General features: G+C 61.4%; 17 protein-coding genes. 9 read left to right on the forward strand and 8 right to left on the reverse strand.

Annotated features, from left to right (window positions below; translation table 11 throughout):
- The first annotated feature begins 443 nt into the window (after positions 1-443).
- Positions 444-821, forward strand: coding sequence for a histone-like nucleoid-structuring protein, MvaT/MvaU family (locus tag KUV45_RS11750; protein ID WP_206938140.1), 378 nt, complete (start codon positions 444-446; stop codon positions 819-821).
- A gap of 834 nt (positions 822-1,655) precedes the next feature.
- Here the strand turns inward: KUV45_RS11750 and KUV45_RS11755 are convergent.
- On the reverse strand, positions 1,656-2,462 hold the full coding sequence (locus KUV45_RS11755) for a helix-turn-helix transcriptional regulator (RefSeq protein WP_206938142.1): 807 nt from the start codon (positions 2,460-2,462) through the stop codon (positions 1,656-1,658).
- Positions 2,463-2,821: 359 nt separating this feature from the next.
- On the opposite strand from KUV45_RS11755, the gene KUV45_RS11760 reads away from it, so the two are divergent.
- The gene (locus tag KUV45_RS11760; protein ID WP_222163159.1) at positions 2,822-3,118 is read left to right on the forward strand and encodes a hypothetical protein; all 297 of its coding nucleotides are present in this window, start codon (positions 2,822-2,824) and stop codon (positions 3,116-3,118) included.
- 288 nt (positions 3,119-3,406) lie between these two features.
- Here KUV45_RS11760 and KUV45_RS11765 read toward each other — a convergent pair whose 3' ends face one another.
- From KUV45_RS11765 to KUV45_RS11780, 4 genes are all read right to left on the reverse strand, one after another.
- Positions 3,407-4,291: a DNA replication terminus site-binding protein gene (locus KUV45_RS11765; protein ID WP_222163160.1), complete on the reverse strand. Its 885-nt coding sequence runs from the start codon at positions 4,289-4,291 to the stop codon at positions 3,407-3,409.
- A 4-nt stretch (positions 4,292-4,295) separates the two neighbouring features.
- Positions 4,296-4,532 (reverse strand): DNA gyrase inhibitor YacG, encoded by a 237-nt coding sequence (gene yacG, locus KUV45_RS11770; protein ID WP_222163161.1) that lies wholly within the window; start codon positions 4,530-4,532, stop codon positions 4,296-4,298.
- A gap of 166 nt (positions 4,533-4,698) precedes the next feature.
- Entirely contained in the window at positions 4,699-5,301 is a 603-nt protein-coding gene (coaE, locus tag KUV45_RS11775; protein ID WP_222163162.1) for a dephospho-CoA kinase, read from the reverse strand.
- A gap of 48 nt (positions 5,302-5,349) precedes the next feature.
- Positions 5,350-6,189 carry an A24 family peptidase gene (locus tag KUV45_RS11780; RefSeq protein WP_222163163.1) on the reverse strand — a complete coding sequence of 280 codons (840 nt, stop codon included), beginning with the start codon at positions 6,187-6,189 and terminating at the stop codon, positions 5,350-5,352.
- 181 nt (positions 6,190-6,370) lie between these two features.
- On the opposite strand from KUV45_RS11780, the gene nagZ reads away from it, so the two are divergent.
- Both nagZ and KUV45_RS11790 read left to right on the forward strand, forming a co-directional pair.
- Positions 6,371-7,384 (forward strand): beta-N-acetylhexosaminidase, encoded by a 1,014-nt coding sequence (nagZ, locus tag KUV45_RS11785; protein ID WP_206938162.1) that lies wholly within the window; start codon positions 6,371-6,373, stop codon positions 7,382-7,384.
- Positions 7,385-7,406: 22 nt separating this feature from the next.
- Entirely contained in the window at positions 7,407-7,985 is a 579-nt protein-coding gene (locus tag KUV45_RS11790; RefSeq protein ID WP_206938164.1) for a hypoxanthine-guanine phosphoribosyltransferase, read from the forward strand.
- Positions 7,986-8,144: 159 nt separating this feature from the next.
- Here the strand turns inward: KUV45_RS11790 and KUV45_RS11795 are convergent, their stop codons facing one another.
- Positions 8,145-9,854, reverse strand: a complete 1,710-nt coding sequence (locus KUV45_RS11795) for an AMP-binding protein (RefSeq protein WP_222163164.1) — start codon at positions 9,852-9,854, stop codon at positions 8,145-8,147.
- A gap of 137 nt (positions 9,855-9,991) precedes the next feature.
- Positions 9,992-10,465: a MerR family DNA-binding transcriptional regulator gene (locus tag KUV45_RS11800; protein WP_222163165.1), complete on the reverse strand. Its 474-nt coding sequence runs from the start codon at positions 10,463-10,465 to the stop codon at positions 9,992-9,994.
- Positions 10,466-10,925: 460 nt separating this feature from the next.
- On the opposite strand from KUV45_RS11800, the gene KUV45_RS11805 reads away from it, so the two are divergent.
- From KUV45_RS11805 to KUV45_RS11825, 5 genes are all read left to right on the forward strand, one after another.
- Positions 10,926-12,092, forward strand: coding sequence for an acyl-CoA dehydrogenase family protein (locus KUV45_RS11805; protein ID WP_206938179.1), 1,167 nt, complete (start codon positions 10,926-10,928; stop codon positions 12,090-12,092).
- 112 nt (positions 12,093-12,204) lie between these two features.
- Positions 12,205-13,332: an enoyl-CoA hydratase/isomerase family protein gene (locus tag KUV45_RS11810; protein WP_222163166.1), complete on the forward strand. Its 1,128-nt coding sequence runs from the start codon at positions 12,205-12,207 to the stop codon at positions 13,330-13,332.
- Positions 13,333-13,500: 168 nt separating this feature from the next.
- Positions 13,501-14,409, forward strand: a complete 909-nt coding sequence (gene mmsB / locus KUV45_RS11815; RefSeq protein ID WP_222163250.1) for a 3-hydroxyisobutyrate dehydrogenase — start codon at positions 13,501-13,503, stop codon at positions 14,407-14,409.
- Between the two features lie 219 nt (positions 14,410-14,628).
- Positions 14,629-15,810, forward strand: coding sequence for an acyl-CoA dehydrogenase (locus tag KUV45_RS11820; protein ID WP_222163167.1), 1,182 nt, complete (start codon positions 14,629-14,631; stop codon positions 15,808-15,810).
- Between the two features lie 14 nt (positions 15,811-15,824).
- The gene (locus KUV45_RS11825) at positions 15,825-17,072 is read left to right on the forward strand and encodes a CaiB/BaiF CoA-transferase family protein (protein WP_224852019.1); all 1,248 of its coding nucleotides are present in this window, start codon (positions 15,825-15,827) and stop codon (positions 17,070-17,072) included.
- Between the two features lie 50 nt (positions 17,073-17,122).
- Here KUV45_RS11825 and KUV45_RS11830 read toward each other — a convergent pair whose 3' ends face one another.
- Positions 17,123-18,295, reverse strand: a complete 1,173-nt coding sequence (locus KUV45_RS11830) for a DUF1513 domain-containing protein (protein WP_222163168.1) — start codon at positions 18,293-18,295, stop codon at positions 17,123-17,125.
- Between the last annotated feature and the right edge of the window lies 1 nt (position 18,296).

An 18,296-nucleotide genomic window follows, 5' to 3' on the forward strand; every position in this document is an offset into this window, starting at 1 on the left:
GTAGGGCGCTGCTGTTGTCGTGTGGCGAAGGCGATAACGGCAGGGCAACAGTTAATACTGTTTACTTTGTGAGACAAGGGTATTGAATGTCGCGCCTGTATCGATATGGCGACATATTGTTCCACGCACCGTTGCCAAATATGCCTCAATTATATTAGTAAAATCTTTAATGGCTATTTCCTTTTTTTGTTCACGTTGTCATATGTTCGCTCAAGCCAAGTATTCCATTCCGCTTGCCAGATAGTGGGACAGAAGGCGGGGCTGGACAGCGTTAGCGATGGGGGTTAGGTTAATTATTGTCCGATCTTGCCCCTACATTGCCGTAGTGTATCTATCATTGTGGTGTCTCGACCTAGTGTGCGTTGTTAAAGATGGTTGTCACACAGAGATTCAAGAGTGATAATACCGCGGCATCCGAAAGCAACTACTACAGGTTTACGCCAATGTCTTCATTGTTGAATGACTACATGCAGATGGAGCAGCAGCTGCAGCAGCTCCAGCAGCGACTCGATCAACTGCAGAATGACGATCGTCTCAAGTCAGAGCTCGAGTTCAAGGGAAAGCTCGAAGAACTGATGAAAGAGTTCGATAAGAGTTCCTCCGACGTTATTGCTATCCTTCAGCCGAAGCCCGCTGCCGCTGGCAAGGCTGCTGCACCCGCCGCTGGTGGTCGCCGCAAGCGCAAGCTGAAGATCTACAAGAACCCGAATACCGGCGAAGTGGTGGAAACTCGTGGTGGTAACCACAAGACACTGAAAGCCTGGAAGGAAGAGCACGGCAACGATACCGTCGAATCCTGGCTGGTTCGTGTTGAAGGCTAAAGCCAGCGCTTTGTGACGGAGCGGTGATACGGCATTTGATGTAGCGTAGCTCCCGTCATGATCGCTCGCCCGGGTAGGGAATGGTGAAATGTCACCGTCATCCTGCTCGGGCGATGTCGTTTTAGCGCCGGTAGGGCGAGGCTTGGTGTGGCCTTTTGGCGTTTACTCGATATCGCCTCGCCACCGTCAGGGTGCGTAGCCCACAAGCGTCTCTTTGTTGATGCTGTCGCCGGCACCCGGGGGCTCTCTCACATCCCGCAGGGTTCTTGTAGAGTCTGTTGACGAGGGTGGTATTGAGAGGAGGGGGCCCGAGATTTGGCCCCTGTGGCGTCCAGGCAGGGCCGCCAAGGCTGTGTCCATTGTGTTCTTGGATGTATCGCTATATGTCATGGCGTGACATTGCGCTGACAGAATATAGGCGTGGCCGTGTAGCAGGTCAGCCTGATCGCCGTAGCACGATGCCTGCTGTCCGTTGCCTGGGGGAAAGGTCAGGGGTGCAACTGATACAGAGGGGACAGTCGCCTTGGATGTCCTGAAGGTCGTTATCTGGGCAGTCGTCCTGGCTAGCGCCAAGGCTATTGTTGGGGCAGTGGCTCGGGTTGTAGAGTGGCGTAGATTGCTGCAAGCGCCTCGTATTCCCCGCTGTCTGCTTGTGGGTAGCCCCTTGTGGGTAGCCCCTTGTGGGTAGCCGCGTGTGGTAAAGGCAGTGTACAGCCCTCAGTGGTGGCTGACGGTGGCAGCGACGGCGTGAAATTCTGGTATGATGACCGCAGAAAAAAGTGGCCACCGAGGTGGCCACTTCAAGGGAAGGCATGAATGTTGGTTCGCGGAAGGTCAGTCTTCCTCGAGTAGCGGCAATCTCAGTTCCAGCCCATACTTGCCTTTGACCAGTTGCGGTGCCTCACCGCTGAGGTAGACCCCGTGTTCAGACAGTCCTCTGCAGGCCATGAACAGCATTGCACTGGTGAGGTGTGAACTGTCCTCAAGGGTGATGCAGGCATGACGCTGCGCCGGCAACATGACGAGTCGGAAGGGCAGCGGTAGCGCCAGGCGGTGGGCATGTTCCTCGTCGACATGGACTCCAAGGTCGATACGCGGGGATTCACTGGCCAGCGGATGGTCATGCAGGATGGCGATTGGCGCTGCGTTGGTGAGGCGTGCCGGCAGATCGTAGGCGCCTTCTGCATTGCGTTGCCAGTTATCCAGGTTCTCGATGATTTCCGGCGGCTGATACAGACGGGTGACCGCGGCGCGGCGCAGAGGCAGGTCTGCCATCTTGACCGAGAAGTGAGGCAGGTTGTGGCGCTGGCGGTAGAGTTCCAGGCGCTGATTCTGACGATATTCGCGGGGGGCGACGCGATAGCGGCGCTGGAAGGCGCGAGTAAACGCCGAGTGGTTGCGATATCCGCAGCGCCTGGCGATATCATGGACGCCGTGTGGCGTGTGGATCAGGAGCCTGGCGGCTTTTTCCAGTCGCAGCATGTCGCGATAGGCGCTGGGCGAGATGCCAAATGACTGGCGGAAGCGCCTGCGCACCTGAGATGAGGAGTACCCCATACGGGTGGCGAGGTCTTCAATACTGAGCTGGCTGTCCAAGGTCTCCTGGAGCCAGATTTCGGCGCGCATCATCTCGTTGAACATGGTCATGCCTCCCTGAACCATCGCGATGGACCTGACCCCTTGCTGGGTCCTCGGAGGACGAATCCGAGCGTCTGTCCCGTGGTCATTGTTACCGGGACATCCATCTGTCCCGAAATATAATGATGAAAGTTTGTTGCGTTAAGATACATCCTGTTACGTAGTTATGCAGTCTAGCCACTTTGGTTGGCAAGTGCAATGTGCCGTTTTGATTGTTTGTGCACAAAAATCCTGTGCCATTTGAGCAGTTAAGATACTGTTATAGAGGAAGAAATCGCGATTTCTTGGTCCTTTTTTGATACGCTGGTTTGCCAGCATGCTCGATTCGGCTTATCCCTGTTGATGTTAACGAATGGTAACAAATGAAATCTCAGAGTTCCCCCAAGCCTATGGACGAACGCGAAAAACTGCGCCGCTTTCGTGAGTTGGATGATGCCTTCGCGGAAGCGCTTCGCAGCCTGGACAACCCGAGCAAGGCCGCCGAGATTCCCACCGGACCGCCTGTGCGCACCATTGACAGCGTTGAGGAAGAGGAGCGCCGGCAGCGTGAAGAAGACTTCGAGCGTCGCTTGCATGCGTTGATTCAGGAATACGCTCAGAGTCCGGAAACCGTCGCCGAACTCGTCACGCTGCTGCAATCCATGGGGCGCGTGGCCTGATAGCGGTGCCCGCCGGAGCCGGCAGTGGTCAGGTCATCTTTCGCCTGTTGCGTCTCGGTAGTGACGCGAGTGATTACAGTTTGTGACATGATGGCCCGACTGTGCTGTTTCTGCAGTCGTCTTGGGCGACGACTCCTTGTTGGATATTCCGCAAAAGAATGTCAGTGAAATCGCACGCATAAGTCGCACTGACGTCGCCAAGGGGAGTATCGACCCTGACTGGCCTGGCGTCTGCCGCCTTGCTGGCGTACAGGCAGTGGTTGCTGGCGGCACGGAGTGCTGGTGCGATCAGCGGTAGCGGTAGGCTCTCAGACTCGGCAGAAAAGGTGTGTCTTCGAGGCGCTCGTCGCTGCGTCGAGCGCGCTGACGCTCCAGTGGCGGGGCAAGGGGAGGCAGGTTGTGTCGTGGAAGGTGCTGCTGCGGCAGGAAAAGCGGTAGGGCGACATTCATGGCTCGCCGCATGCGGCCGTCAGTCAGTGGCTCGTGATAGAAGAGATTGGCGCGCATCAGCGGCGCCTGGCGTTGCACCTGTGCCAGCATCTCGCTTGAGGGAATACCCGCTAAACGCTTCAGTTGTATGCGGATATGGGCTGCCTCGCTGTCGAGTGCCAGCAGTTTCTGCTCCGCATCGGCCACACTGATCCGCTTGATCGACCTGCCGCTGCTGTACCATGCCAATCGCACGCGATCCACGGAGGCCTCGGCCACGGGGACGTGGCGCCATGCCTGTTTGAGGTGAAGACGGGCAAGGCCCGCACCGCCTAGATGCTGGTTGAGGTCGGGATGTCGCTGGGGCAGCCGAGCCTTGATCTCTGCCATCAACTGCGGCGAGTGCTGACGAATCTCTGCCAGTTGGTGGGACAAGTCACTCTTGGCCTCATTCAGCTGTTGTGCGGCGGCGTAGGTGGCGTCGTCGCAGCAGACCAGTCCAACGTGGCTGTGGGTGACTCGGCCATCCTGGCCGTCGACATACCATAGGTCGAGCAAGGACTGGCGAAGCCACTCAGGATCCACCTTATCCCTGCCAAATGCCCATCCGCCGAGCCCGGACGCCGCCCAGGCATCGGCGACCTGATGCGCCCTGTCTACCAGGCGATCAAAGGCCTGATCGAGTGCCGCGAGCCATTGATAGGACGGCGCTGAGGCTGACGTGTCGTGCCCATCGCGTGGCATTGGCTCAGTCCTGCTGGTACAGGTCGCGTTCTGCCCGCGCAACCCATTCGTCAATACTGGTTTCGTCCATCGCGGGCTCTCCCGCAATACGATGGCTGCCGTCGGCCCAGGCGCCCAGGTCGAGCAGCCGGCAGCGTTTGCTGCAAAAAGGCCGAAACTCGTTGTCGCTGGTCCAAAGCACCTCTTTGCGGCACTGGGGGCAAGCGACCTTGAGTGGCCCCTGGGATGCCGTGTGGGACATGTTGGGTCTCCTTGTGTCAGGTGGTGGGGCTTGGCACCGTCTTCAGCGGTGCTCGCCATGTGTCTCGGAACGCGGTTGGGGCGTGAGTCTGGACCTGCGAATGGCTATTCGCCAGTGCTATTCGCCAGTGCTATTCGCCAGTGCTATTCGCTCAGCATTAGCCGTATCAGCTGCCCGCCATGGCGCGGTAGCGTCCATCCAGCGCTTTTACCGCGTCGACTAGTGCGCTGAGATCCCCTTCGTTGACGAGGACGTCATCGGCGAGAGAGAGGCGCTTTTCTCGCGGCATTTGTGAACCCAGGATAGCCTTGGCCTGGTCAGCATCGATCTTGTCGCGGGCCATGGCGCGTTCCATCTGGACGTCCTCGGCCACATCGACCACAAGCTTGCGCTGGACCATGTCGGCTTGACCGGACTCAAACAACAGCGGAGAAACCAGCAGCACGTAGGGGCTGTCCTGCTGTTGCAGCAGGGCCAGTCGTGTGGTCAGCCGTTCTCTGATCCGTGGGTGGGTGGTGGCTTCGAGCCAGCGACGTTCCTTTTCGTTGGCGAAGACGATGTCACGCAGTGCGCTGCGGTCGAGACGACCTTCACGGTTGAGGATGGTGTCACCGTAGCGATCGACGATGGCCTTCAAGGCCGGTTCACCGGGGGCCACCACTTCACGCGCAATGTCATCGGCGTCGACCCACCTGACACCAAGCTCGCCGAACAGTCTTGCGACAGTCGATTTTCCTGAGGCGATACCGCCCGTCAATCCAATGATCATGCCGCCATTACTCCATTGTTGCCTTTGTGACGACCCTCATGGGTCGCATCATGCGCCAAGCATGGCCTTGTACGTCAACAGCATTTCTTCGCCCGCCAGTAAGGCCAGGCCGCCAGCGATGACCAGGGAGGGCCCGAAGGGCAGCGCCTGTCCTTTGAGATGTGGTCTTTGCCACTGTACCAGCAAGCCCGAAATCACGCCCACTACCGCGGCGACAAGAACGACCAGGGGCAGCAGCTGCCAGCCCAGCCAGGCACCGAGGGCGGCGAGCAGCTTGATGTCGCCACGCCCCATGCCTTCACGCTGGGTGATGGCGTAGAAGATCGCACCCACGGCCCACAGCACGCCATAGCCTGCCACCACCGCGATGACCGCGTCTGCCAGATGCGCGGGGCTGAATAGTAGCTGGTAGAGCAAACCTGCCCATAGCAGCGGAAGGGTCAGTGCGTCCGGCAGTAACTGGGTGCGCAGATCTATGACCGCCAGTGCCAGCAGGGTCAGGCAAGCCGCGAAGATCCATAGCGCGCTCCATTGCAGTCCGAACAGCTTAAGGCAGGTCAGCGCCAGAATGGCGCTGGCCAGTTCGACCAGCGGATACTGGACGCTGATACGTCCCTTGCATACAGCGCATCGACCGCGGCGCTTGATCCAGCCCAACAGGGGCAGATTGTCGTGCCATGCGATGGGGTGTCCGCAGCGGGGACAGCATGAGCCGGGGCGGGCCAGCGAGATGGGAGCCTCGATGTCATCCTCAAGCTCCAGAGCGGCACGTGCCTCGGTGCGCCACTGCTGCATCAGCATGACGGGCAGGCGGACGATGACGACGTTCAGGAAGCTGCCCAGGCAAAGTCCCAGGGTGATGACGATGATGGTGGTGATGACATCCATAGGCAGCAGTGCGGCTCCAGCAGCAGGCAAATCGAGAGAACGGACCCTGAGGTCCGCGGGTGCTATTCTATCGTCGCTGCCATGGGTTGTCTGTGGTCGTGCCTGGCATTGCGCTGTCGGGGTGTCACGACGTAGCCCATTGGTCTAGAATCGTTCCCTTTTTTCCGACCAGGTAAGCGACATGACCCAGACATTCGGACCTGTGATGCTGGATCTCGATGGCCTCGAGCTGTCGGCCGAAGAGCGCGAACTGCTTCTGCATCCCGCCCTTGGCGGAGTCATCCTGTTTGGCCGCAACACCCATGATGCCGATCAAGTCAGGGCGCTGTGCCGGTCGATCCGAGAGCTGCGTCCCGGCCTTCTGCTGGGGATCGACCAAGAGGGTGGTCGCGTGCAGCGGCTCAAGGAAGGGGTGACGCGCTTGCCGCCCATGTCCCGGCTGGGTCAGGAATACCGCAGCGCGCCCGAGGTGACCTTGCGCCTCTGCCAGGATGCAGGCTGGTTGCTTGGCATGGAGATGGCTGCCTGTGGGCTGGATCTCAGCTTTGCTCCGGTGCTGGATGTCGATGTCGGCCTCTCGTCGGTGATTGGTGACCGCAGCTTCGATGCAGATCCCGAGGTGGTGGCGCGGCTCGGTGGTGCCTTTATCGAGGGGCTGCACGAGGCGGGCATGGCGGCCGTCGGCAAGCATTTTCCAGGGCATGGTGGGGTCAAGGCGGATACCCATCACGAGGTCGCCCGGGACGAGCGGAGTCTCGATCAGCTGCGTCAGCACGACCTGGTGCCCTTCGAGCGCCTGGCCGGCAAGCTGGATGGCATGATGCCGGCTCACGTGGTCTATCCGGCGTTCGACCCTCGTCCGGCGGGCTTTTCGCCCTCCTGGTTGGGAATGCTGAGGGAGACTCTGGGCTTCAAGGGCACCATCTTCTCCGATGACTTGACCATGGCAGGGGCGCAGGTCGCCGGTGGCCCCGCTGAGCGAGCCAAGGCTGCTCTGGAGGCCGGTTGCGACATGGTGCTGGTATGCAATGACCGTCCAGCTGCCACGGCGGTGCTTGATGCCTGTGTCGATCAGGCGCCGCGCAGGGCCTCGCGTCTTCGCTATGCCCGAGCCCGCCCCGACCTTGATGCCCTGTCTGCCTTGTCGCGCTGGCGCCGTGTCCACGCGCGCCTGGCGGCGATGACTTCCGATTGATGAATGAAACGAGCTGACTGATATGCCGAAACTTGATCCTGCCCATAGCGCCTCACGTGATGACATGCGTGAGGTAATGGACACCGCCGACTGCCTGATCAGTCATGATGAGGTAGAGCGCGCGTTGGACCGCATGGCGGAAGAGATCACCCGGGACCTGGGTGACAAGCTGCCGGTGTTTTACTGTGTGATGAACGGTGGCTTGATCACCACGGGACATCTGTTGCCCCGGCTCGGGTTCCCGCTGGAGGTGGACTACCTGCACGCCACGCGTTATCGCGGCAAGACCCGCGGCGGAGAGCTGTTCTGGCGAGTGTCGCCAGAGATCCCCATGGCCGGCCGTGATGTGGTGATTGTCGATGACATTCTCGACGAGGGCGCGACCCTGGCGGCCATCCTGGACTATTGCCGTGAGGCAGGGGCCAAGAGCGTGTCTACGGCCGTGCTGGTGGACAAAAGCCACGATCGCAAGGCGGTGCCGGGCCTCAAGGCAGATTACTGCAGTCTCGAAGTGGCCGACCGCTACGTGTTCGGCTTCGGCATGGACTTCAAGGGTTACTGGCGCAACGCGCCGGGGATTTTCGCTCCCAAGGGCATGTAGTCCCGCCTGCAGATATCCAGGCCAGGCCCGCCTGCCTGGCCAGACAAAAGGCGTCCCATTGATAGGGACGCCTTTTTTGCGGCTGGGTCTCAACGCTTGAGCTTCAGCGATGGAGAGTCAGCGCTTGAGTTTCAGGGAGTGGCCCACGAGCCCGGGGGCTTACAACCCTAGTTCGTCGGTGGCTTCCTTGCGCATCTTGAACTTCTGAATCTTGCCGGTGACGGTCATCGGGAACTCGTCGACGAACTTTACGTAGCGGGGCACCTTGTAGTGGGCAATCTTGCCTTTGCAGAATGCCTTGAGAGCGTCTTCATCGAGCTGCTCGCCCTCGCTCAGCTTGACCCAGGCCATGACCTCTTCACCGTACTTGCGATCCGGCACGCCGATCACCTGCACGTCCGAAATGGCGGGGTGGGTATACAGAAAGTCCTCGATTTCGCGCGGATAGATGTTCTCGCCGCCACGAATGATCATGTCCTTGATGCGTCCGACGATCGAGACATAGCCCTCGTCATCCATGGTCGCCAGGTCGCCGGTATGCATCCAGCCTGCCGCATCAATGGCCGAAGCTGTTGCCTCTTCATTGTTCCAGTAGCCGAGCATCACGCTGTAGCCGCGCGTACACAGTTCGCCAGGTTCACCCCTGGGCACGACGACCCCGCTGTCAGGATGCACCAGCTTGACTTCAAGGTGAGGATGAATGGTGCCCACGGTGGTCACGCGCTTGTCCAGCGGGGCGTCAGTGGTGGTCTGCAGGCTGACGGGGCTGGTTTCGGTCATGCCATAGCAGATGGTGACGTCCTGCATGTTCATCTGATCGATGACGCGGCGCATGACTTCGATGGGGCAGATGGAACCCGCCATGATGCCGGTGCGCAGTGACGACAGGTCATAGCGCTTGAAGTCGGGATGCTCAAGCTCCGCAATGAACATGGTGGGCACGCCGTACAGTGTTGTCGCCTTCTCCTCGGACACCGCCGCCAGAGTGGTCTCCGGGTCAAAGCCGTCGGCGGGGTAGATCATGGTGGCACCATGTGTCACGCAGCCCAGGTTACCCATGACCATTCCGAAGCAGTGGTACAGCGGTACCGGGATGACCATCCGGTCCTGATCGGTGAGGTTCATGGCGCGTGCCACAAACATGCCGTTGTTCAGGATGTTGTGGTGGGAGAGGGTGGCGCCCTTGGGGGCCCCGGTGGTGCCGGAGGTGTACTGAATATTGATCGGTTCATCGAACTGCAGGCCCGCCTGGACCTCGGCAAGCTCCGCCGCGCTGACTTCTTCCGTGCGATCGAAGATGCGCGGCCATGCCAGCATTCCTGGGAGTGCCTTGTCGGCGTCGAGGCAGATGACGCGCTTCAGCTCTGGCAGGCCCTTGAGCGTCAATGGTCCCGCCCCTGGGATATCGTGAAGCTCGGGCGCCAGTTCCGCCAGGGTGGCCACATAGTCCGATGTCTTGAAACTGCCCTGCAGGATCAGGGTCGAGGTGCCGGACTGCTTGAGCGCGTAATCGAGCTCATGGGTGCGGTAGCTGGGATTGATATTGACCAGGATGGCGCCGATCTTGGCCGTGGCGAACTGGGTGATCGTCCATTCGGCGCAGTTGGGCGACCAGATCCCGACCCTGTCGCCTTTCTTTACGCCCATCGCCAGCAGCGCTCTGGCAGCCTGGTCGGTCACTTCTCTGAGCTGCTGCCAGGTGTAGCGCAGTCCCTGATGTCGACTGATGAGGGCGTCCTGGTCAGGGAAGCGAGCGACCGTCTCGTCGAAGCAATCACCAATGGTCTGGCCCTTGAGAGGCTGGTCGCTGATCCCGCTCACATAGCTGGACGGGATCCTGGGGGCTGAATGGGCGGTCTGGCGTGTCATTGTGGGTCTCGTTATGTCGTCGGGTTGTGCTGGATGTTGTCGTTATTGATGGTCAGGTCGTCATTGGCCGACGGGTTGCTGAGGCCGGGGCGAGCCGGCTCAGGTTCGGGCTCAGGTTCAGCCTCTAAGTGAGAGCATCACTCGTCCAGCTGATCGAGAGCCTCTCTGGCGCGCCGGTCGACGTCGTCCATCTCCAGGCGCATCAGGCGGATATCCTCAAGCTGACGATCCAGTTCAGCGCGTTTTTCGGCGATGATTTCCAGAAGTCGCTTCAACTGGCGCGCATTTCCGTCGGGCATGGCGTCGTACATCATGACCACTTCGCGAATCTCGGCCAGGGAGAAGCCAAGACGCTTGCCTCTCAGGGTCAGCTTCAGCCGCACGCGATCCTTCTCGCGATAGATGCGCTTCTGTCCTTCGCGTCGAGGCGCCAGCAGCCCTTCCTGCTCATAGAAACGAATGGTGCGGGGGGTGACTTCGAACATCTTGGCCAGTTCACCGATGGTGTAATGGCGAGACGTCACGGAGACCCCAGTAGAGCTCTTCGCTGTTTGCCCGGCGCTGGCAGCCCCGGGGCGAGTGGTAGAGGGGGCGCTGGCAGGTTTGCTCATGATGCGTTGTCCTGTTGAGGGACCCGATGTACTGGAGTCCTTGGAAGAGACACTAGTCAAAGTTGACGTTAACGTAAAGTGAATGTTGCTGGGTCGGTGACGACCCTCACCATGCAAGGCCAGGGTCCCGTACTCGCCAACCAGGCGCGGGCAGGGCTGGCGTTTGAGGCTATTGGCCGACACATGGCGTGAGCGATATCGACGGTGTGTACGACTATGGATTGATAGGTACACAACCAAGCAAGTGCTAGGTTGGGGCCGCATAAGGTGCCCGTAGCAGCGCCGTCATCGCGAACACCCCGACGAGCCTGTAGTCGCTGAGCCGCCTGTCGCGCAGTCCCCATGGCTCACGTTGCAGGGGCTTGGCGCAGGGCGTCGTCGGTAGGCTGACACGGGCCGATCCAACACGAATATCCAGGGATGAGGCGGCCACCGCCATCCTGGAGACGAGGAAGCTGTCATGGACTTTGCTCTCACCGATGACCAGAAGGCCTTGGTGGCCGCCGCAGCGGATTTTTCACGTGTCGAGCTGGCCGATCATGCGGCCGAATGGGATGCTCAATCACACTTTCCCGTGGATGTGATCCGGCGTGCTGGAGAGGCCGGTTTTCTTGGCATCTATACCCCTGAAGAACAGGGCGGGCTCGGGTTGTCGCGCCTGGACGCCTCGCTGATATTCGAGCAGCTGTCCCAAGGCTGCATCGCCACCACCGCATATCTCACCATTCACAACATGGTGACCTGGATGATCGCCAATTGGGCGGTTGACGAGGTGCGCAGTCAGTATGTGGAGGCCATGGTCAGCGGTGAGCTGCTGGGATCCTACTGCCTCACCGAGCCAGGTGCCGGTTCTGACGCGGCCAACCTGCGAACCAAGGCGGTGCGTGACGGCGATCATTATGTCATTGATGGCGCGAAGATGTTTATCTCTGGTGCCGGTGCGACTCAGGTGCTGGTGGTGATGGCACGCACCGGGGCAGCGGACAGTGGTGCCCGTGGCGTATCGGCCTTCGTCGTGCCGGCCGACGCACCGGGCATCAGCTACGGCAAGAACGAAGACAAGATGGGCTGGAAGAGCCAGCCGACGCGGTTGGTCAGCCTTGATGGCGTGCGCGTGCCGGCCAATCATCGCCTGGGCGAGGAGGGAGAAGGGTTCCGGTTTGCCATGAAGGGGCTGGACGGTGGCCGTCTCAATATCGCCAGCTGTTCACTGGGCGCTGCACAGCACGCGCTGACACTGGCGCGCAATTATCTGGGTGAGCGCAAGCAATTTGGGCGTGAGCTGGCCTCCTTCCAGGCGTTGCAGTTCAAGCTGGCAGACATGGCGACCGAGCTGATGGCCGCTCGCTTGATGGTGCGCCAGGCCGCCTGGCGATTGGATCAGGCCGACCCCGAGGCCACCGCGCATTGCGCCATGGCCAAACGCTTTGCCACCGACATCGGTTTCAAGGTCTGCAACGAGGCGCTGCAGCTGCATGGGGGCTACGGTTATATCAGGGAATACCCCTTGGAGCGCCTGGTTCGTGATACCCGTGTCCATCAGATCCTTGAGGGCACCAACGAGATCATGCGACTGATCGTCGGTCGTCGGCTGCTTGCCGATGGCGTGATCGAAGCGCTGCAGTAAGCGTCGCCGATACATCTAGCCCTGCGCGGTTGGCCATGCCAAACGTCGCGGTATTGCACTGCGGCAAGGCATTTCACTACCGCAAGGCATTTCACTACGGAGAGTATCTTGCATGCATCAGGATCTGGTCAGATTTCAGCGGCGACCTGCAGCGGGTGGCGGCTGTGTCGGTATCGCAACCCTTAACGCGCCCAAGGCACTCAATGCCCTGTCGCTGGAGATGATCGAGCAGCTGGATGAGCGTCTGGAAGAGTGGGCCCAGGATCCCGACGTGCACGCCGTCTGGCTGCAAGGGGAGGGTGACAAGGCATTCTGCGCCGGGGGCGATGTGGTCGCTCTGGTGCGCGAGTTGCAGCGCGAGAAAACGCAGCGGGTCCAGCCAGGTACCTACGCCACCCAGTATTTTGCCGCCGAGTACCGGCTTGACTACCGTCTGCACACCTACCCAAAACCGCTGCTGGTGTGGGCCGACGGTATCGTCATGGGGGGAGGCCTGGGGCTGACCGCCGGTGGGCGCCATCGTCTGGTCACCGAGACCACGCGCATCGCCATGCCCGAAGTGACCATCGGGCTGTACCCGGATATCGGGGCCAGCTGGTTCTTGAACAAGATGCCTCCCGGCGTAGGCCTGTACCTGGGCTTGACCGGTGCCAGTATCAACGCGCGTGACGCCCTGGACTTGGGCATGGCCGATCGATTCGTGCCCAGGGAGCGCGGTGACGAACTGTTGGACGCCTTGTGTGACTGCCACTTCGCCGCCGGTCACGTGGTCGATGCTGAGGCACTGGTATGCGAGGTGCTGGCCCGCTTTGAGTCACCCGAGCAGGCTCCCGCAGCGCAGGTCTGGCCGCATCTCGATCACCTGCGTTCGCTGGTGGGCAAGGGGCGGGTCGAGGATGCCGTCGTTGCCATCACCGCCGATCACAGTGACGACGCCTGGCTCGCCGACAATCGCAAGCGACTCAGCCAGGGATGCCCGCTGACCGCGCACCTGGCGTGGCACATGCTTAAGCGACATCGCCACTCGTCCCTTGCGGATACCTTTCGGGATGAACTGGTGGTGTCGGTGCAATGCAACGTGCTGGGAGACTTCGCCGAGGGTGTAAGGGCACTGCTGATCGACAAGGACAAGTCACCGCAATGGCGTCACCGGGACGTATCCAGCGTGCCTGCGGCTGATCTGGCGGCCATGTTCGGCGCGCCCTGGGGCAAGGCTCCCGGCCCGCTTGATGACCTGTAGCGGCCTCGAGCAGCGCGCGCCGGCCTCATAGACATATTCTGATGAAGGGGCGGTCGAAGGTTCTGGCGCTTGTTCAAGCAAGACCAGTCGGCGGATCACCCTATCGCCAGCAACAACGAAAACAATGCAAACCGTCCTGAGCACAGCCAGGACATGTGGAGACAGCCAATGCACATTGCCTTTATCGGGTTGGGTAACATGGGGGCCCCCATGGCGGCCAATCTGGTCAACGCGGGTCACCAGGTCTGCGTGTACGATCTCGTAGAAAGCGCCATGGCCGCGCTGGAGCAGAAGGGGGCACGGCGCGGGGTGTCGGCCATTGATGCGGCCACCGGGGCCGACGTCGTGGTATCGATGCTGCCGGCTGGCGCCCACGTCAAGGCGCTGTATCTGGGGCGTGACGGAGAAGCGGGCTTGCTGGATGCCCTGGAAGGCACCCCCTTGCTGCTGGATGCCTCCACCATTTCGCCGGATGACGCACGCCTGGTGGCGGCGGAAGCGGCCAAGCATGGGTGTACCTATCTGGATGCGCCGGTGTCCGGTGGTATCGGTGGAGCCCAGGCCGGCACCCTGACCTTTATCGTGGGCGGTGACGCAGCAGGCTTCGAGCGCGCCAGGCCGGTGCTCGAGGTGATGGGCAAGAATCTGTTTCACGCTGGCGGCAGCGGAAGCGGCCAGGTGGCCAAGATCTGCAACAACATGCTGCTGGGTATCCTGATGAGTGGCACCGCCGAGGCGCTGGCGCTGGGGGTGAAGAATGGGCTCGACCCCACGGTGCTGTCCGACATCATGAAGCAGAGCAGCGGCGGCAACTGGGCGCTCAATGTGTATAACCCCTGGCCAGGTGTCATGGAGGGGTCTGCGGCCTCGCGTGACTATCAGGGTGGCTTTCTGACGGATCTGATGGCCAAGGACCTGGGGCTTGCCTGGGAACTGGCGCTTGGCTCCCGCTCCAGCGTTCCCATGGGCTCGCAAGCGCGCAATCTCTTCGCGCTGCACAGTGCCCAGGGCAACGGTGGCCTGGATTTCTCGAGCATCCAATCCCTGTATCGCGCCGGAGAGCCAGGTCAGGACTGACGCTTTGGTGTGACGGCTGGGTGATCAAGCGGCACCGCCTGCCCAGGCGGTGCCGCTTTTGTTTGGGGCGCGTTGCGCCGCTCGCGGATGTCCTCAGCGCTTGCCTAGGTTTCAGCACATTGGGGCAGCATCACGTTGGGTTCGACCAAGGTGGTGGTTGGCATTATGGGGAATTAGGTCTACATTTATCCAAAATGTAGACATTTTGGAGTTTGGCTAATGAGCAGCATTACCCCCGTCACCTGGGACGACCCCTTCCGTCTGGTCGATCAGCTGAGCGAAGAAGAGCGAATGGTCCAGCAGACCGCTCACGACTATTGCCAGGAAAAGCTGTTGCCGCGGGTGCTCGAAGCCAACCGCCATGAGCATTTCGATCGCGAGATCATGAACGAAATGGGCGAACTTGGCCTGCTGGGCGCCACCATCGACGGCTGGGGCTGCGCTGGCATGAACTACGTCAGCTACGGCTTGATAGCGCGTGAAGTGGAGCGCGTGGATTCCGGCTATCGCAGCGCCATGAGCGTGCAGTCGAGCCTGGTGATGTACCCGATTCACGCCTTTGGCAGCGACGCCCAGCGGGATCGCTACCTGCCTAAGCTTGCCAGCGGTGAGTGGGTTGGCTGTTTCGGCCTGACCGAGCCAGACCACGGGTCTGATCCGGGCAGCATGTCGACGCGGGCCTATCGCACGCAGTCGGGCTGGAGGCTGAACGGTACCAAGACCTGGATCACCAATTCCCCGATCGCCGATGTCTTCGTGGTGTGGGCCCGTGACGAGGAAGGGGTGATTCGCGGCTTCGTGCTGGAGAAAGGCATGCCGGGGCTTAGCGCCCCCAAGATCGACGGCAAGTTCAGCCTGCGTGCATCGATTACCGGTCAGATTGCGATCCAGGACGTCGAGGTCTCGGACGAGCAGCGTCTGCCTGGCGTGCAGGGACTCAAGGGGCCATTTTCCTGTCTCAACCGTGCGCGCTATGGCATCAGCTGGGGCGCCATGGGGGCGGCCGAAGCCTGCTGGCACGCGGCCCGTGACTACACTCTCGAGCGCAAGCAGTTTGGTCGACCGCTGGCGGCGAACCAGCTGATTCAAAAGAAGCTGGCGGATATGCAGACCGAGATTGCCCTGGGTCTGCAGGCCTCGCTGCGAGTGGGGCGGATGATCGACGACGGCCAGCTGGTGCCGGAAGCGATCTCCCTGATCAAGCGTAACAATTGCGGCAAGGCGCTGGATATCGCTCGCCAGTCTCGCGATATGCACGGTGGCAACGGCATCAGCGACGAGTATCACGTGATCCGTCATGTGATGAACCTGGAAGCGGTCAACACCTACGAGGGCACCCACGACGTCCACGCCCTGATCCTCGGGCGCGCCCAGACCGGCCTCCAGGCCTTCAGCGGTTGAGCGAGAGGGTCACGATGAGCGAGATGTCGATTGCTGCAGCTGCCGGTCCCGGCCTGGGGGCGAATCGACCGCTGTCCGGTGTGACGGTGCTCGACATGTCACGGGTACTGGCAGGACCCTGGTGCGGTCAGCTGCTGGCTGACATGGGGGCCAGGGTGATCAAGATCGAGCATCCAGGTCGGGGTGATGACACCCGTGGCTGGGGTCCCCCCTGGCACCAGGGGGTGGCGCAGGCTGAACAGGACGTCGAGCGTCAGGCGGCGTACTACCTGTGTGCCAATCGAGCCAAGCAGTCGTTGGCGATCGATATTGCCAGCGGCGAGGGCCAGCGCCTGGTCAAGGCGCTGGCCCGCGGCGCTGACATCGTGCTCGAGAACTTCAAGGTCGGAGGGCTGGCGCGCTACGGCCTGGACGCTGCGTCGCTGCGGGCGCTGAATCCTGCTCTGGTGGTATGTTCCATCACCGGCTTCGGTCAGACTGGCCCCTATGCCCATCGGGCGGGTTACGACTTCATGATCCAGGCCATGGGCGGCTTGATGAGCCTGACCGGCGAAGCCGATGGCATGCCGATGAAGACAGGCGTGGCCATTACGGATGTGATGACCGGGCTGTACGCTGCCGTTGGCGTTCTGGCGGCACTGAATCGCCGGCGTGACACCGGGGAAGGCAGCCATGTCGACCTGGCACTGCTGGACGTCCAGGTGGCGACCTTGGCCAATCAGGCGCTGAACACGCTGGTCAGTGGTCGTGCACCAGAGCGTTATGGCAACGCCCACCCCAATATTGTTCCCTACCAGGCGTTTGCCTGTCGGGATGGCCACCTGGTGCTGACGGTAGGCAATGATGGACAGTTTGCACGCCTCGCTGAACTGCTCGGGCATCCCGAGTGGAGTCAGGGCGAGTACGCCACCAATGAAGGGCGGGTGGCCCATCGTGACGACCTGGTGGCCTTGATCCAGGGCATACTCAGCGGCGATGAACGGGATGTGTGGCTGGCGCGCTTCGAAGCCTTGGGCATTCCCGCAGGGCCGATTCACACCCTGACGGAAGTGTTTGCCGATCCCCAGGTGCGGCACCGGGGGATGGCCCGTGAGATTGATGGCGTGCCCCAGGTCGCCAACCCGCTGCGCTTCGATGGCGAGAGTGCCACCGCCGATGTTCCACCCCCCAGTCTCGGCGAGCACAGCGAGCGTGTGCTGACCGACATGGGGCTCAGTGCAGACGATATCGCGCGACTCAGGCGCGAGGGCATCATTCGCTGAGGCGCCTGGTCCCTGGTGTTGCTTCTCAAGTAATACGTGGATGTTGCTGCTCAGGTCAGATGGTTGTCCCAGCGCAGCGGCAGCGAGGCGACCAGGCTATGGTGACCTGACGACGCAAGGTGGTGGACATCACCGCTGCCGGTGGTGATCAGATAGCCGCCGCTGCCGTCGCAGCGAAGCCCGGCAGCATCGTCGATCGGGAGGTCTGCCTGCAGCGCGCCACTGTTACGGTCGATCAGCAGCACGCGGTTTCCTCTGGGTGCAGATACCGCTGCAGTGGCGGCAACCTGGCTGACCGCAATACTTGCCGTGTATTGGGCAAGGCCCGCCTGGATCTGGTCGGGCAGGGTCCACTCCTCAAACCCACCATCTGCGGATCGCCTGGCGATCAGCGGGTGGTGGGTTTCCCATTCGGGGCCCTGGAATTGATAGCCGACGATGATACTGCCATCGTCGGCAATATCCAGGTGGCGGCAGCTCAGCTGGTGGTGAGACGGGCGGTGGCGCTCCACAATGTCACCGCTCTGGCGATCGATCAGCAGCAGGGCCGGTGCCATCTCAGCCAGGTTGAGCTTGGCGCGGCCGCTTTCGGGACGGGTCAGGATGCCGCCCAGGGCGACCGCCAGGCTGGCACCGTCGGGCATCAGGCCGATCTCGTGGGGCCCGATACCGTCCAGTTCCCACTCATTCACCAGGCGATAGTGATCCTCTGCATCCCGCACCTGCACCAGCCCCATGGCATCCTCGACGCGATTGGCGGTGAGGTAGAGCCAACGGCCGCTGGGGTCGAATACCCCATGTCCATAGAAGTGGCGCCCGTCACCCGCTTCAATGGTCATCAGCGTCGCTTGATGCGATGCGTCGATGACGTGGAAGCGGTAGCCGGGACGACGTGCAAACAGCACCGCCTGGTCGTGGCCTGGCCGCAGGCAGCCGCCGTGACAGCGCTCTGGCGCTGGCAGCAGAAAATGCTCGCTGCCGTCACGCCGAAGACCCGCCAGGTGATGGCCGCCATGGGTGTCGTCCACCGCGCTGAAAAACCACTCACGCCGCTGCTGCTCGTCGCTGGCCCACAGCGATGTGGGCACACCCGATAACGCCAGGCCAGTCAGGGCGAGTCCCGCACTGGAGCTGACCAGCAGCCGTCGGCGCAGGGGGTTCTGAACCGACGCTTGTCGAGACGTCGACGGCTGTTTGCGGCCGATGGCTAGCCTCGATGACATG

The organism is Halomonas sp. DP3Y7-2 (genome assembly GCF_019800795.1).
Taxonomy (GTDB): domain Bacteria; phylum Pseudomonadota; class Gammaproteobacteria; order Pseudomonadales; family Halomonadaceae; genus Halomonas; species Halomonas litopenaei_A.